The sequence below is a fragment of the Micromonospora avicenniae genome (assembly GCF_900156065.1).
Lineage (GTDB): Bacteria > Actinomycetota > Actinomycetes > Mycobacteriales > Micromonosporaceae > Micromonospora > Micromonospora avicenniae.
Map to the genome: position 1 here is coordinate 1 of NZ_FTNF01000046.1, position 14,399 is coordinate 14,399.

General features: G+C 67.4%; 12 protein-coding genes and 1 pseudogene. 7 read left to right on the top strand and 6 right to left on the bottom strand.

Going from position 1 to position 14,399, the window contains the following annotated elements; all coding sequences use genetic code 11:
• Positions 1 to 141 precede the first annotated feature (141 nt).
• The 4 genes and pseudogenes from BXA10_RS29940 to BXA10_RS29955 all read right to left on the bottom strand — a co-directional run.
• Positions 142 to 500, bottom strand: a pseudogene (locus BXA10_RS29940) (transposase family protein); the annotation flags it as partial.
• 54 nt (positions 501 to 554) lie between these two features.
• Positions 555 to 1,142 carry a DUF305 domain-containing protein gene (locus tag BXA10_RS29945; protein ID WP_175649359.1) on the bottom strand — a complete coding sequence of 196 codons (588 nt, stop codon included), beginning with the start codon at positions 1,140 to 1,142 and terminating at the stop codon, positions 555 to 557.
• Between the two features lie 198 nt (positions 1,143 to 1,340).
• Entirely contained in the window at positions 1,341 to 2,690 is a 1,350-nt protein-coding gene (locus BXA10_RS29950) for an LVIVD repeat-containing protein (RefSeq protein WP_245828647.1), read from the bottom strand.
• A 507-nt stretch (positions 2,691 to 3,197) separates the two neighbouring features.
• A complete protein-coding gene (locus BXA10_RS29955; RefSeq protein ID WP_139338240.1) occupies positions 3,198 to 4,640 on the bottom strand; it encodes a PKD domain-containing protein in 1,443 nt (480 codons plus the stop codon).
• 381 nt (positions 4,641 to 5,021) lie between these two features.
• Here BXA10_RS29955 and BXA10_RS29960 point away from each other — a divergent pair, with 381 nt between their 5' ends.
• The 5 genes from BXA10_RS29960 (at position 5,022) to BXA10_RS29980 (ending at position 8,425) form a co-directional block, all read left to right on the top strand.
• The gene (locus BXA10_RS29960; RefSeq protein ID WP_076474200.1) at positions 5,022 to 5,582 is read left to right on the top strand and encodes a hypothetical protein; all 561 of its coding nucleotides are present in this window, start codon (positions 5,022 to 5,024) and stop codon (positions 5,580 to 5,582) included.
• 100 nt (positions 5,583 to 5,682) lie between these two features.
• Complete coding sequence (locus BXA10_RS29965) at positions 5,683 to 5,895, top strand: hypothetical protein (protein ID WP_076474201.1); 213 nt, start codon at positions 5,683 to 5,685, stop codon at positions 5,893 to 5,895.
• A gap of 215 nt (positions 5,896 to 6,110) precedes the next feature.
• Positions 6,111 to 7,247 carry a hypothetical protein gene (locus BXA10_RS29970; RefSeq protein WP_139338241.1) on the top strand — a complete coding sequence of 379 codons (1,137 nt, stop codon included), beginning with the start codon at positions 6,111 to 6,113 and terminating at the stop codon, positions 7,245 to 7,247.
• Between the two features lie 84 nt (positions 7,248 to 7,331).
• Positions 7,332 to 7,562 carry a transposase gene (locus BXA10_RS29975; RefSeq protein ID WP_217696890.1) on the top strand — a complete coding sequence of 77 codons (231 nt, stop codon included), beginning with the start codon at positions 7,332 to 7,334 and terminating at the stop codon, positions 7,560 to 7,562.
• Positions 7,563 to 7,645: 83 nt separating this feature from the next.
• The gene (locus tag BXA10_RS29980; protein ID WP_076474203.1) at positions 7,646 to 8,425 is read left to right on the top strand and encodes a DUF1223 domain-containing protein; all 780 of its coding nucleotides are present in this window, start codon (positions 7,646 to 7,648) and stop codon (positions 8,423 to 8,425) included.
• A gap of 103 nt (positions 8,426 to 8,528) precedes the next feature.
• Here BXA10_RS29980 and BXA10_RS29985 read toward each other — a convergent pair whose 3' ends face one another.
• Entirely contained in the window at positions 8,529 to 9,128 is a 600-nt protein-coding gene (locus tag BXA10_RS29985; protein WP_076474204.1) for a uracil-DNA glycosylase family protein, read from the bottom strand.
• 307 nt (positions 9,129 to 9,435) lie between these two features.
• Here BXA10_RS29985 and BXA10_RS29990 point away from each other — a divergent pair, with 307 nt between their 5' ends.
• Positions 9,436 to 10,242: a class I SAM-dependent methyltransferase gene (locus BXA10_RS29990; RefSeq protein WP_139338242.1), complete on the top strand. Its 807-nt coding sequence runs from the start codon at positions 9,436 to 9,438 to the stop codon at positions 10,240 to 10,242.
• The gene (locus BXA10_RS29995) at positions 10,239 to 10,931 is read left to right on the top strand and encodes a demethylmenaquinone methyltransferase (protein WP_076474206.1); all 693 of its coding nucleotides are present in this window, start codon (positions 10,239 to 10,241) and stop codon (positions 10,929 to 10,931) included. Before BXA10_RS29990 ends, BXA10_RS29995 begins: the two co-directional genes overlap by 4 nt.
• A 362-nt stretch (positions 10,932 to 11,293) precedes the next feature.
• Here BXA10_RS29995 and BXA10_RS30000 read toward each other — a convergent pair whose 3' ends face one another.
• Positions 11,294 to 13,423: a M28 family peptidase gene (locus tag BXA10_RS30000; RefSeq protein WP_175649360.1), complete on the bottom strand. Its 2,130-nt coding sequence runs from the start codon at positions 13,421 to 13,423 to the stop codon at positions 11,294 to 11,296.
• Between the last annotated feature and the right edge of the window lie 976 nt (positions 13,424 to 14,399).

Genomic DNA, 14,399 nt, shown 5'->3' on the forward strand with positions numbered 1-14,399 from the left:
CCCCGAACGACGCCCAGCGCCCGGATGAGCCACGGGCTGCGCTCGATCAGGTCCCGCAGGTCGTCTTCCCTCATCGTTTTCCCCGGTTGCCACTGTTGAGTTCCTGGTCAGTCGTCCGGCAACACCACGCTCGCGGGGGGCGGTGAACGCGGCAGCGACGACCGGCCAGGAGATGCCGTGGTCCCGTGCGGCTTCCACAGTCCGGCCGCCGTCGGCGACTGCCGCCTCGGCCGCCTGCCGCAGCCCGCTGGTCAGCCGGGCACGGGCCGGGACCTGCGCGATCTGCTCGGTGAACGACTTACGTAGACAGGCCGCGGTCGGGCGGTACCAGCGCCGTTTGCGCCGGCGCAGTCGTACCGTCCGGCCTCCGACTGGCAGGTCCCGCGGCCGGGTCGTCGTCCGCTGCTTCACCTTCAGCGCACGTGGTCCGCACTGCGGGCAGCAACGTGCCTGCTCGCAGCCAGTGGACAGGTCCACCACCGGTACGCCGGTGCGTCCAGCTCGACCCGGGCCCTTCACGCTCGGGTCGACTCAACGTGTCGCCCGTATGGGCTTTACGACGTCTTGCTCGCCAGCAGGTCTTGCATCCAGTTGATCTGCGCCTGCTGCGTTACGTACATGTCGTTCGCCCACAGGCCGAGGGTCTCGTCACTGCCGTTGGCGAGGATGTCTGCGCACATGTCGAGCGCGCCTTGGTGGTGCCGGATCATCAACTGGAGGAACATCACCTCGAAGTCAGCGCCGGTCGCCGCGCTCAGGGCAGTCATCTGCTCCGGGGTGGCCATTCCCATCATTTCGAGCATCATCGGGTCCTGCAGGTGTTCCTGGTATGCCTCCTCGGCGTTCGTGACCTCGAGGCCGTTCCAGGACTGCCAGGCCTGCAACATCGTGATCTCGAGGCCCTGCTCGGCATCGATATTGCCGGCGATCGAGAGCACGGCCTGGTCGTTGGCCCTGGTGGGCGCCATCCGGCTCATCAGGAGCGCCTGGTAGTGGTGCGGGACCATCATGCTGGCAAATTCCGAGTCAGCAGGATTCACCGGGAGCGGTGTTGCCGTCGGCGTGGGCGTCGGCGTGGGCGTGGGTTTTGGCGGCTTTCCACTCTTGGCTGCCAGCGGCGGTGCGGCCGACCCGGTCGTCACCAGTGTGGTTGTCGCGAGGAGCGAACAAGCGGCTACCAGTACCGCGCCTATGGCTAGACGAAATCTCATTGTCCGCCCGTCCTTTCTGAGTTGCTTTCTGTCTCGCCGCCTACGAGACGGGATAAGCGTGGATGATGGCTTGAGAGTATGGGCGGCAGGGCCCCGGCAGAGCGCGCTGCCGGGGCCCGTTCGCGTACGTCAGCTGCGGTTGCCGGTGTCTTTGAAGTTGTCCTGGGTCTGCGGGTTCAGGTAGGGCAACTTGTTGAAGTTGGCGCTGCTCACGCCCTCGAGGCCCGTGATCTTGAGAACGTCCAGACCCTTGGTGATGTCGCTGGAGTAGATGTACCCGTTGTACCAGTACGCCGACCAGCTACCGCCGAGGACCAGGGACGTGTCGCTCAGGGGACCGCGCTCGAAGAAGGCGATCTCCTGCGGGTTCGAGCGATCGGTGAAGTCGAACACCGAGACGCCGCCCTGGTACCAGGACTGCACGTACACGTCGCGGCCCTTGACCGGAAGCAGCATGCCGTTGTGTGCGACACAGTTCTCGGTGTTCTGCTGCGAGCGCGGGATCTTGAAGTAACTGCGGAACTCCAACCGACGGTCGTCGCCCTCGCCGACGATGTCGTAGATCGCGTCGGCTCCCCTGTTCGGTCCGATCGCCTCGTTGCAGGTGGGCGCGCTTCCACCGCCGAGCTCGTCGGTGAAGATGACACCCTTTCCGCCATTGATCAACGTCGCCGAGTGCCAGAAGGCGAAGTTGGTGTCGCGGACACCGGCGAGCTTGCGCGGGTTCACGGGATCCGAGATGTCAATCAGGATGCCGTCGCCCATGCAGGCACCCGCGGCGAGCTTCCCCTCGGGGAAGACCGTGATGTCGTGGCAGCCGGAGGTGCTGTTCGCCCCCGTGATATCGGGGAAGAGCAGTGGCTCGTTGACGACCGACGCGGTCGTCGGGTTGTCCAGCGGGACCTCGACGATGGAGATCGAGTCATGCGGCGGCTGGCAGTTGGGGAATCTGGTGTTCGGGCTGTAGGAGGAGACGTAGAGGTAGGCCGTGTCCGCGTCCCCCGGAACGTAGGTGTGCGTGTGGGATCCGCAGTCGGTCCGCACCGCCTTGACGTACACCGGGTTTGCCTTGTCGGTGATGTCGAAGATGCGGATGCCTTCCCAGGCGGTCGGCTCGGCCGCGTTCGACGAACTACTCGTGCAGGTGTCGTCCGACCGCGGCGCGTCTACCGACATGAACAGCAGGTTGCCGTCGGGACTGACGGTAACGTCGCCCTGCGAGCCGGGACAGCTGATCTGGGTCACGGTCTGAGGCCGCTGCGGGTGTGAGATGTCGTAGATCGTGATCCCGCCATAGCTGCCCTGGAACAGGTAGTCGCCCCAGAACGCCATGTCGCTGTGCGTCTGGCCCTCAAGCGGACCCTGCCGCGGGATGTTCGCCACCAGATCGATGTTCTTGCTGTGCGAGATTTCGTCCACCGCAAGCTGGTCGCTCTCCGCGGCCGCTGGGCCGACCAGTGCAAGCGACGCGGCGACCATGACGGTACTGAGCGCCGCTGCGCGCAGTCCCCAGCGCGATCGGCGCGCCGGACCAGGGATTAACATAAAAGGCAGCCTCCTCGTGTCAGGACGTCGCACCGTTCTTGTAGCGCTGCGGATCGCGATGCCCGGGTTCTGTACTCATGGCGTGGCCATGGAACCGCTTCTCGTGCTGGTCAAGTTGGTTGCAACAGGCCGCGCCCTGGTTGCCAACGCCACGCTACGGAAGGCCCCATTGGTCGTCACCCGACATGTGCAGGAAGTCCGTGAACCATTCATGGACACCTGTCGAGACGCACAAACGATCGACGGGCTTATAGCCTGGGCCGACAGCAGCACCGGCTCGGGCAGCGGGATCGTTCGCTGTCCACGCGAAGGGGCCGGCCCAGCGGACCGGCTCCCTTCTGTCCGCCTCCGGCCAGACGTTGCCCCCTAGCTGCCAACACACGTGCCCGGCGGGGGCGGGAGCGGCGCCCCTGGCCATGACGGCCCCGGGGCGCCGCCGACTCACTTGATAATGACGGGGGTCGAGAGCAGTTCGTTGTCCGCCGGGAGCGCGTCACGGCTCGGGCTCGGATCGGCCAGAGCCCGGAAGGTGAGTTTCCCGTGGGCCAGGTCTTCGCTGGTGACGGTGTAGCTGAACGAGAATCGGGTGGTCTTGTTGCTGTCCGTGGCAGGGACCTGCTGGGTCAACTCCCCGACCGGCTGGTAGCCCGACGTCGGAGTACTCCGTTCGAGCTCGACCCGTACGCTCTCGTCGTACCGGGTGTTCCGGACGTGGACGTCGACTCCGATGGTCTGCCCCACCCGCGCCGTCGTAGGCACCGTCATCCGCACGATCGCGACGTCGTGGGTGCGCACCTGGATCACATGGGCGGTGGACGCGGTCCGCCCGTCAGGCGTCCGTACCGTCAACCTGACCGTGTGATCGCCATCGGCTGGCATCCGGTGGACCGGGTTCGGGTCGGCCGACGTCGTCCCGTCACCGAAGTCCCAGGCGTAGGAGGAGATGCCCGCACCCGCCGGGTCGTTGACGGAGCTGCTGAAACTGATCCGGTCGTACGAGCTGGGCTCGCTCGGCCAGTAGTAGAACTCGGCCGTGGGTTGCTCTGCGACCTCGAGTCGGAAGGTGTGCACGTTGATTCCGTCCGCGGCCACCTGGAACAGGTAGGTGGTACCCGCCTCCGCCTGGAAGGTCAGCGGCCGATAGCTGTAGAGGGTGCTGCACTCGGACATGACCAGGTCGGTGAGCGACGAGCCCGTGTACACGGCCATGCCGGCATAGCCGGGACTCGTCCGGGCGGTGATCGATGCGGTGGTCGTCGGCGTGTACGAGTACCAGGCTGTACGGGTCGGGGTGAAACAGGAAGCGGGCTCGCCCGTCTCCCGGGTTGCACCCTGGTAGTCCTGCGGGTCCGCGTACGGCAGTGCGCCGACCGGGATCGCGTCGGCGAAGTCGTCATTGGCCGGCGGCAGGACTTCCTTGACCGAGAACCGAAGCGACCCGCCCCCGTCGCTGCCGTTGCCGCAGCAGTAACCGGCCATGAAGTGGTAAGTGGTGCCGGCGCTGACGGTGAAGGCGAGCCGCGCGTCCTGGCCGTAGTAGTTGTCGCTGCAGCCCACGAGGGTGAGTGCCCCCTGGTCGCCGGTCCAGGCGGAGAGCACCGTGTCGTAGTTGCTCCCGATGGTGTCTGCCTGGATCCACATGTCCCGGGTCGGCGTGAAGTTGAACCACACCGATCCGTTGTTGTAGCACCCGGTCGGGTCGGTCGGGTCCGACGTGGCGTCGCTGGTGTCGATGGTGGTGGTGAAGGGTAGGGACTCCACCGCGATGGCGGCGGAGTAGTCGTCGTTGGTCGGCGCGGCGAAGGCGGCGGTCTGCACCCCGACCAGCAGAGCGATCACCCCCGTGAACGCCACGACGAGACGTGCGGCATTGCGTCTAACCACTGCAGATCCTCCTGATCCCGGTGTCCCCGCCAGGGCCAGCGCGGTGGCCACTGGCCGGGTACCGGCGACATGGGTCGGCGATGCGCAAGTGCATCGATGGCACCCGGAGTCTCGCCGCGCGAGGGATAAGCGATCACTAAGGGCGTGCTAAAAGACGATCAACCTCCCTCACCGCCGGCCCGAGGGGCTCGTGCCTGCCGGCGTTCGTCTTCGGTCGAGGCCGCATTGGCGGCACCCGGCGGTATCCCCTCATCCACACGCGGGCATGCGGCACCGCTCCCCTGAGCGGGGGACGCGGGTGGCTCGGTGGAGGGATTCACCCGCGTCGTCGTGCCGTGATGCTGGATCACATCAGCCGACGGAATGGTCAGAAGGAGCGACATGTTCAGGTCTAGTTTGCGTGCGACGGCGTTGGCGGCGGTTGCGGCAGCGGGGGTGGTGGCATCGCCCGCTGTCGCCCAGGCCCAGCCACCAGAGCCGATGAGCGCCGCAGCCAGGTGGTCGCTCGTCGCCGGGATGGGACATTTCGTGTACGACGAGCCCGGCACGGCTGGGCACCGAATCTGGTTCGGCGTCCAGGCAGTGACGGCCACCGACGGATCGACGCACGGCCACTTCCTGTACCGGCACGAGCTGCCGGACGGCTCGCTGGTCGGGCAGGGACGAGCCGACGTGACGTGTCTGAAGGTCACCGGGAACGTCGCGGTGTTCACGGCGATCGTCCCCGAAGGCCAAGGCACTGTGAAGAACCATGGCTACTACGTGAAAATCATCGACGGTGGAAGCGGGCCGGACCAGATCGTCGATGCTCAGGCGCAGAACGGGACGGAGCGGCCGCCCACCCACTGCCTCGACCCCGAGACAGACCTTCCCCCCGGGAACCCCCAGCGACCCCGGTACCCGATTCTCATCGGCGGATATGCCGTCCACGGCGCAGAGTAGAGCTGGGCGGGCATCGAGGACACCGGCTTCCCACGCCCTCAGCACGGCAGATCCGGACGCACAGGTGGCGACGTCAAGACGCTCAGCGTAAATTCGGCGCGTGCTGGAGGCGTGGGGACTGACCCCGACCACGGACATCGCGCGGCAAGTCAGGCAATGGCGGGCTGAAGGCTACACATGGCGCGCCATCGCTGCTTGCGCCGACGATGCATGGGGCACCGGTTCCCGCGGCAACCAACTGTTCGGCGAAGACTTGTGCCTGGAGAGCGCGCGGCTGCTCGGCGAGAATCCGAATGCCGATCCCTGGAACTGACCCGGTGGACGATATCCCCCGACCGGCGCCGCTCCACCGCTGTGACCGCGTGATCTGCTCCGCCTGCACGCGCCCGATCATCGGCATGACAGCGCGCCTGCGTCGGGCGCGGCCATCGCGCGGATTGCGGCAGCTGTGCGGACCTTCAGGTCTGGACCGCGGTCCTTGTTGATCCTGCGGTGCGGTTGCCGGGCCCAACCTGATCGGATGTGTGGATGACTGACAAGGATCTCGCCGAGCGGATCCGCCGGGCGCGGGGGCGGGACCAGACACCGGGCAGGATCGGCAAGCATGCCGTGCTCATCGATACCGTCCGGCTGCCTGCTGGTGTGGTGACAACCGTCCATCGGGTGCTCGACGGACAGGTCACGGTGCTGCGCGCAAGTGCGGACTCGTTCCGCGACGACATCGCGGAGGTGTTGCTGGACGTGCCTCCGGTCGCGGCCGGGTCGATACAACCGACGTCAGTTTCCCTGCCTGGTGTGCGTCTCGACCACGCACTCGTTCTCGGCCCCGGGGTAGGCTCAAACCGCGACCCCGAGCTGAACGAGCGGACCGTGACCGTCGTTGCCGTCCACCACGGCGAGATCCTAGCGGGCGAGGCGGAGAAGGACTTCCACCGCGCGATCTCATCGCGCGGCACCGGCCTCGGCCACCACCTCAATGATTGGAACCGCCACCCGGTCCTACGGGCGGACGCCCGCCTGCTCGACGACTGGCCGGGTGGAGTGATGCGTCCTTCGCGGAAGCCTTATCCATGGCATGCCGAGCGGATACTGAGCCGTGTCGTATCCAACGGCCCTGCGGACGTACGTTTCGAAATCCGCAGCACGGGCGGTCACAACCTGGTCCTGCAGCGCCAATGGGACCGCGCCGTCGGCACGCTCACCTTTCCGGACGGCGCGTCTACGCCGGTCGACCAACCACGGCACGACCTGTGGGCGAGCCTCAGCCCGATCTTCCTCGGCGAGGACGCGAGCACGCTGGTCACGGTCACCGCGGGTATGCCTGAGGCCGACGTTCTGGAAATGCGGTATCAGACGCACGACCGGGGCTGGGCATCGCTGCCAGTGATGGAGGGTCTCGACAGCTGTGTGGCACGTCTGGACGGCCAGATTCTGCGTACGCCGGGCAACTGGGCAGTTTTCACGTCCCGGTCGGATGCCGCGATCCAGGCGAAGTGCACCGACGACGGCCACCTTTGGCTGGAGACGCCTGATCCCGCCGCCAAGCGCTCCCAAGGTCGTCTGGTGACCGTCGAGGAGGCCGCCACCCTGCTGCACATCCTGGCCAGGGAAGACCGCAGTGCTATGGCCGACCTACCCGGCGTCAAAACCGTCCCCTGGGACTGACCTCGTGCCTTGACATCGGCATGATGCCACCGACACCTGTCCGTCCACGCTGGAGATCGTGCCGCTGAACCTGCCGCCCACCGCTTGGAGCTGGCGTACCTGCCGACCTTCGCGTCCTGGCTGACCTGGATCGAGGCCGAGTTCACCGCGCTGCGGTACTTCGCTCTGAGCGGCGCCGACCACCGCAGCCACGCCGAGCAGGACGCCGCCCTCGGCGACTACATCCGCCGACGTAATCAGCGAGCAGGCCCGAAATCCCGATTCGCGACCAGCTCCAAGCTCCGCCACGCGGATTACCCGCTCGAGGCTGCATGACTCGGCACTAGATTGATCATGCATGGTCGTGGCCAGAGTGGGAATCGGAGGGCCGCGAGCAGCACCGACAGAGGAGACGCGCCATGACGGACCCATTTGGCACCGGGTCGGATCGTGCCCACCCGTCGGATCTGCCGCGGCAGGCAGGGGACGTCGCGCCGGCCGGCGAGGGCTTCGCGGTCGTGGAGTTGTTCACCTCCCAGGGCTGCTCGAGCTGTCCGCCGGCCGAGGAGGTGCTGAGCGAGATCGAGCGCGACGCCCGGGAGCGGCGACAGCCTGTCTTCGCCCTCGGATTTCACGTCGACTACTGGGACGACCTGGGCTGGCCCGACCGGTTCGCCGACGAGGCGTACACCGCGCGGCAGCAGGCGTACGCGCGTGCCTTCGGCTCCGGGGGCTTGTACACGCCGCAGATGGTCGTCAATGGCACCGTCGAGTTCGTTGGTTCCGACCGGCGACGGGCGGCGAGCGCGATCGCGTCCGCGCTGACGGCGGCAGCCACCGCGCCGCTCGCACTGTCGGTCGAGGACGCCGCCGGGGGTGTGGGCGGCGGACGCCGGGTGGTGGTGGACTACCAGACCGAGCGGCCGCTGGAGCGCGCGGTGCTGAACGTGGCGATCGTGGAACGTGGCTTGGTGAGCGAGGTTGCCCGGGGTGAGAACGCCGGGCGGACGCTGCGGCAGGACAACGTGGTACGCGCGTTCACGTCGGTGGGCCTGGACGCCGAGCGCGGGCGGGTGGAGTTGGAGGTGCCGTCGGATCTTGATCCTCGGCAAGCCTCGGTGGTCGGGTACGTGCAGAACGACGGTGACAGGGCCATCATCGGTGCCGTGGCCGTCGGCGTGTCCGCCTCAGCTGGATGAGGGGTGCTGTTTCCCTGGGTCGAGCCAGGGATGGGCAGCGTGACGATGATCGGGCGGGTGGCCGCGCAACGCCCTTTTCCCGGGCCGCCCACCGGCTCGCGGGTCAGTACACGGAGGTGCGAGGTGAACCGAGCGCCGTTGCGACCTGGTCCCGCAGGACCGGGAGCAGATCGGTGACGAACCACGGATTGCGTGCCTGCCAGCGGAAGTTCAGCGGGGACGGGTGCACGAGTGGGATGGTGTCGGGCAGGTAGTCGCGGAACGCGTGCACGGTTTCGGTGAGGTTGCGTTTCGTCCGGCCGGCAAGGTAGTGCTGTTGCGCGTAACTGCCGATGAGGATCGTCAGGGTGATCTCGGGCATCAACTCGAGCAGGGGTCGGTGCCAGCGGGCGGCAAAGGACTTGCGCGGTGGCAGATCTCCACTGGCGCCCTTACCGGGGTAGTAGAAGTCCATCGGTAGGAGTGCGAACAGGTTCGGGTCCCGGAATTGGGTTTCGGCCACGCCGAGCCAGTCGAGCAACTTCAGACCGCTGGCGTCGTTCCAGGCGATGCCGGACTCTTGGGCTTTGCGTCCGGGCGCCTGGCCGATGAGCGCGATCCGGGCGTGCGGTCCGGCCTCGTACAACGGCAGATAGCCGAGATCGCCTGCCCAGGCGTTGTCGGGGTCAGCGATGATGTCGGCACGGATGGAGTTGAAGCTCACTGCTGTCCCTGCAGTCGTTCGGGCGTGGCGGACGAGCCGCTGATGCGGTCAGGATACGTGAGCTGCCATTTGTTGGCTGAGCGGGCTTTGGTCCCCACGGTTCAAGAACGCGCGATCCGCGTAGTGGCCGATCCGCGTGGATCGTGGCTGTCGCCTGCTCCGCGCTTTTCAGGAACGGGGTCGCCGGGACGTATTCCGATCAGTTACGGTCGGTCACGCCGGAGTGAGAGGCGCTGCGCCGGACCAAGGTCCGCCACGCTCACCCGGGACCATTTGACTGAAGGGCGCCTCCGATGAGGGAGGCGTGGTGAGTGCATCCGCGACCACGTGGGCTGCGGGCGACTATCCGGCCATGGCTCGCCGGCTGATGCCGGTCGCCGAGGCGGTGGTGGCAACCGCCGCGATACGGCCGGATGACCGGGTGGTCGATGTGGCCACCGGTACGGGTAACGCGGCGGTACTGGCCGCACGGTCTGGAGCCCGTACCGTAGGGGTGGATCTGGAGCCCGCGCTGTTGGAGTTGGCGCGGCGGCGTGCCGCGGATGACGGCCTGACGATCGACTGGCGGGTCGGCGACGCGAGCCGGTTACCTCTTCCAGAGGACTCGGCCGAAGTGGTCCTGTCCGTGTTCGGCGTCATGTACGCGAACGACCACGATGCGGCGGCCCGGGAGCTGAGCCGGGTGTGTGCCCCCTCAGGCCGGGTCCTGCTGACCGCATGGACACCGGGTGGTCTGTTTCCGGCCATGGGGCAGGTCCTCGGCCGCTATCTACCGCCGCCTCCGGCCGCATCCGCCCCGCCGAGCCGGTGGGGTGACCCCAACCAGGTCGGACGGCTCCTGGCAGCCGCCGACTTGAGAATCACGACGGCGGTCGTTCACCGGTTGGATCTGAGTTTCGCCGACGCCGACGCGGCGACCAGCCTGCTCATCGACACCGCGGGGCACGTCGTCGCCGAACGGGATCGGCTCGTGGCACAGTGCCGGTGGGAGGCGTTGCGCGCGGACCTGCGCTCGTTCGTTGCCGATCACGGGGTGGTCGATGGTGGCCGCTTCCGGCTGGGGCTCGACTACCTGCTCGTGACGGCCACGCCGGCAGCAGCGGTGACAGCATGACCCGGGCGCAGCTGGACAAGCAGCCGCCAGTGGTCGCCGCGATGTTCGACGGCGTCGCCGAACGGTACGACCTGGCCAACAGGATCATCTCGTTCGGCCAGGACGCCCGTTGGCGGCGAGCGACCAGAGCGGCGCTGGGCCTGCGCCCAGGCGAACGGGTGCTCGACGTGGGCGCCGGCACCGGCGTCTCCACCGAGGAACTGGCCCGTTCCGGGGCGTTCCCAGTGGGAGTGGATCTTTCGTCCGGCATGCTGAAGGTCGGCCGACGCGTCCGGCCCGCCGTGCCGCTGGTGGCAGGCGACGCGCTGTGCCTGCCGTTCCCGGACGGCGCTTTCGATGCGCTAACCATCTCCTTCGCGCTACGCAACGTGGTCGATCTCGATGCCGCGTTGCGCGAGTTCGCCCGGGTCGTCAGGCCAGGCGGGCGGCTCGTGGTCTGCGAGTGCAGCCATCCGACGAACCGCGCTTTCCGTACGCTCTACCTCGCCCACCTGCTTCGGGCCGTACCCATGATGACCCGATGGGTGTCCAGCAACCCCGACGCCTACGTCTACTTGATCGAATCCATCCGTGCCTGGCCGAATCAGCCGGATCTGGCGAAGCGGATCGGTGCATCCGGCTGGCAGCGGGTAGGTTGGCGCAACCTCAGCGGCGGTGTCGCCGCGCTACACCGGGCCATCCGCTGTTGAGCAGGTCGCCGAAAGTCATATTGGCCACGGTGGGCGGGGCGAGGCAGCGCTGCAGTATGGGCCTCGCGGTCACTGCGGAAACTACCCCAACGCGACCGCGCGGACTACTACAAGCAGTTCATCTGCGGCCAGGTCCTGGTCACCACCTGCGAAGCCCTCGCCGTCGCACCCGCCATCGAATCCACGCGAGTCGCCGTCCTGCGCCACCACAGCCCCGACAGCTACGGCCGACCCCGCATCCTGCGGGGAACTTCGGATCGCGGGATACCAGAAGGTCCGAGGAGTGCCATGCCGCGGACCGGCCACCCCACCCAGTGGGCGAGGTGGCCGGTCGTGCTGGCCGGCCTAGAACCGGCGTGTGACTAAAGCGAGGCGCACTGTCCTATCTTCTGACCCGTGACGATGTTGGCCCTGTCGTAGTTGGTCAGGCCCGGGTCGTTGGTCGAGCAGGACAACGATCCGTGGACGGTGTTGGCCGCCACGACGGACGCCACGCGAGTCTCGCTGCCCGTCACTGAGACCACCCCGCGCACCGAGTTCCCGGCGAGGATGAGCAACTCGTCGGCACCGGCGACGGAGAGACCACCGGCGACAGTGACTCCGGCGCAGTCGCTCGGGCCGCCGCCGATCCGGACGCGTTGCCCGTCAGTGATCGCCACGTTCCCGTTGACAGAGCCGCCGCAGAGCGTGATGTCCTTCGCCCCGATGGCCGAGACCCCGCCGTTCACCGTCGAGCCGAGGGACACGAGGCTCGCGCCCGGGCTGACCGTGATCCGCCCGTTGACGGTGGCCCCGTCGAGGCAGGTCACACCGGAGGTAATCTTCAGCGCACCCCGGTGCGTGCCACTGATCGTGCTCGAACACTCCGGCAGGGTCACTCGCATCGCGAGCGTGCGGTCGCCGTGGACATCGAGCGTCTGCTGGACCAGAGCCCGGCCTGAGGTCGCCTCAAACGTGCACGTGGCGTGCGGGAAGACCCCGACGAGACGGCCAGCCGCGTCGGTAGTGCCCACCGGTCGCCAGCCGTCGCCGCAGTTCGCCCGCACGGGTGTGTCGGACAGCTTGGCGCCGTCAGCACCAGTCGCGTTGATCGTCACGGTGTTGAGCGCGTTGTAGGCCGCGGCTCCCCCGACGACGTCGAGCGTGATCTGCAGTCGCTTCGCGCTGACGTTGTCCATCGTGTCGTCCGGCCGGTGGTACTGCGGCTCGGTCGTGTACGTGCCGCGGCTGATGCTCTCGCACGTGTCGGGTGCCTTGGGCATGTTGTAGTCGAGCCAGATGAACAGCGACGACGGAATCCCGAGGTCGAAGAACGCCTGGTGGTCACTCTGCCCGAGCTTGCAGTTCTGGAGGTTGACGTCGTCACGGCCGAGCCCGTCGATGTCCTCCGGGCTCAGCCGGGCCTGCGCGTCGTACGCCGACTGGACGACGAAGTTCGACTTCCCGTCCGGAGTCAGGGCAAAGAAGCCGGCCGGCTCGTACGTGGTGCCGACCATGTCCATCTGCCACTCGCCGACGAACCGGTTGATCTCGTCCGGGGTCAGCGTCTTGGAGTAGGCGCGCGACCCGAGCAGACCACCTTCCTCACCACCGAAGCCGCCGATCCGGATTTCCTTGTCGAGTGGATACTGGCTGATGACACGAGCGAATTCGAGCGAGACCCCGTTGCCCGAGGCGTCGTCGTGGGCGCCGGGTCCGCCGAGCACGGAGTCGATGTGTGCGCCGACCATGACGATCGGTGCCTTCGTGCCCTGCGGGTCACCGACGGCATGCCGGGTCCCGACGACGTAGCTGCCATCGGGGTTGAGGTACTCGTGGGTTGAGATGTTCAGGGTGAGTGGCCCCTCGGCCAGCAGTCCCCGGATCCACTTGCTGTGGGCGGTGCCGCCGCCGAGCACCGGAATGGTCGGCTGCGGGGTCGTCAACGTGAAGGCCGGCGGGGCGGAGTTGCCGGTCGGGTAGGCCAGGATGACCGCCACCGCACCGGCCTTGACGGCATTGTCAACAATCGCGTTCCGGGTCGCGGCGGTCGTCGTGTAGTCCGCGAAGACGATCTTGCCGGCAGCGCCGTCGAAGGCACCCGGGGTGAGGCCTGTCCCGGCATCGAGGACAGCGGCGCGAACGGCAGGACCGGCCTCGGTGAACTTGCCACTCGTCGAGGCGGACATCTGCCAGTTCGGTCCACCGGGGAGCTTGGCGTTCGGCGAGGTCACCGTGCCCACGCGTTTCGTGGAGACCGGTCCCCAGTGCCCGATCTTCGCCTCGAAGCCGTAGGAAGTGAGCACGGATCCGATGTACTCGGCGGCGAGCAGCTCTTGGGGCGTGCCGTTCAGACGCGGCCCGATGTCCTCGGCGAGGTGTCGGACATGCTCGTACGAGTTGGCCGCGTCGAACTTGCTGACGATCTCCTTGTCGTAGCTCGCGAACGGTGTTGCCGGTGCCCTCGCGGGCGAGGCGGCGGCGTCGGAGGCGGCCATGGCTGGATTCGCCATCCAGGCCGCTCCTGGCATGAGCAAACCCGCCGCGGCAACCGGAGCGATCAGGCGCCGGCGCACTCTTGCGCGAGTCGACGAGTAAAGCTTGATATCCATGCGAATGTCACGCCTTCCGTCGGTCGGCGGACATCTCAGGCGGCGCCCCGAGATCGGTTCCGTCGAATCGTGCCGCTGAACGTATCCATCTGCGGCGCACGGGACAATGGGTTGACTCACGCGTCACGCGCTGATAGTCGGGTGCGTGACAGAGCTGCACCGGATCTCGGACGGGCTCGCAACTCCTGCATGCCGCTCACCCCGGTTCTGCAGGTCCGCTGGCTACCGTGCGCAGCAGAATGGGCTCTCAGAGCAGATGTCGCTGACGCGCGCGCCGCCTTGTCTCAGGTGGCGAAGCAGGTTCGAGAAACAGGAAGGTGAACGCCTCGACCATCCTCGAGCGGACCGACCTGATGCTCGATCTCCTCAAATCGCTGCCGGCCCGGCAGCTACGGCGCATCGTGCCCATGAAACCTGATGGAACGCCGTCCTGTGGACCGGTCCTCCCGTCCGTCACGTCAAGGTGGCCTTGGCGCACGTACGGACGCTGCCGAGACAGATGGAGCCGGCTCTCGTGCCACGGACCGTGCCCCCGACAGGCACCGCCGCAGCGGCGTAGTTGGCCTAACCTGAACCGGCACGACCCCGGCCCCCAAGGTCGGAACTGGCCACCGGCGGTGGCCCTCCCCTGCCAGGTGAGCAGTGGACCTAACCCCGGCGGGAGCATGCGAGCCGGGCCGCTGAAAAACGCCTCTGCTCCCTGGGTTCGCCCGGTAGGGTCGCCAGCGCTGTACCGGTCGGCCAGCGCCATGACGAACGATCTACCCGCCGTCCTGCCTGCCGGGTCTGCTGCACCGATAGGTGACATCTGAGATGGCTTGCCCTAGTGGCGGGCTGGAAGGATGTCGCTGTGCCCAAGCCCTACCCCCGAGAGTTC

Coding starts and splice junctions, on each gene's coding strand:
- BXA10_RS29950 (WP_245828647.1), bottom strand. CDS start 2,690: ATGGTCGCCGCGTCGCTTGCACTGGTCGGCCCAGCGGCCGCGGAGAGC.
- BXA10_RS29960 (WP_076474200.1), top strand. CDS start 5,022: ATGTTCAGGTCTAGTTTGCGTGCGACGGCGTTGGCGGCGGTTGCGGCA.
- BXA10_RS29970 (WP_139338241.1), top strand. CDS start 6,111: ATGACTGACAAGGATCTCGCCGAGCGGATCCGCCGGGCGCGGGGGCGG.
- BXA10_RS29980 (WP_076474203.1), top strand. CDS start 7,646: ATGACGGACCCATTTGGCACCGGGTCGGATCGTGCCCACCCGTCGGAT.
- BXA10_RS29995 (WP_076474206.1), top strand. CDS start 10,239: ATGACCCGGGCGCAGCTGGACAAGCAGCCGCCAGTGGTCGCCGCGATG.
- BXA10_RS30000 (WP_175649360.1), bottom strand. CDS start 13,423: ATGGCGAATCCAGCCATGGCCGCCTCCGACGCCGCCGCCTCGCCCGCG.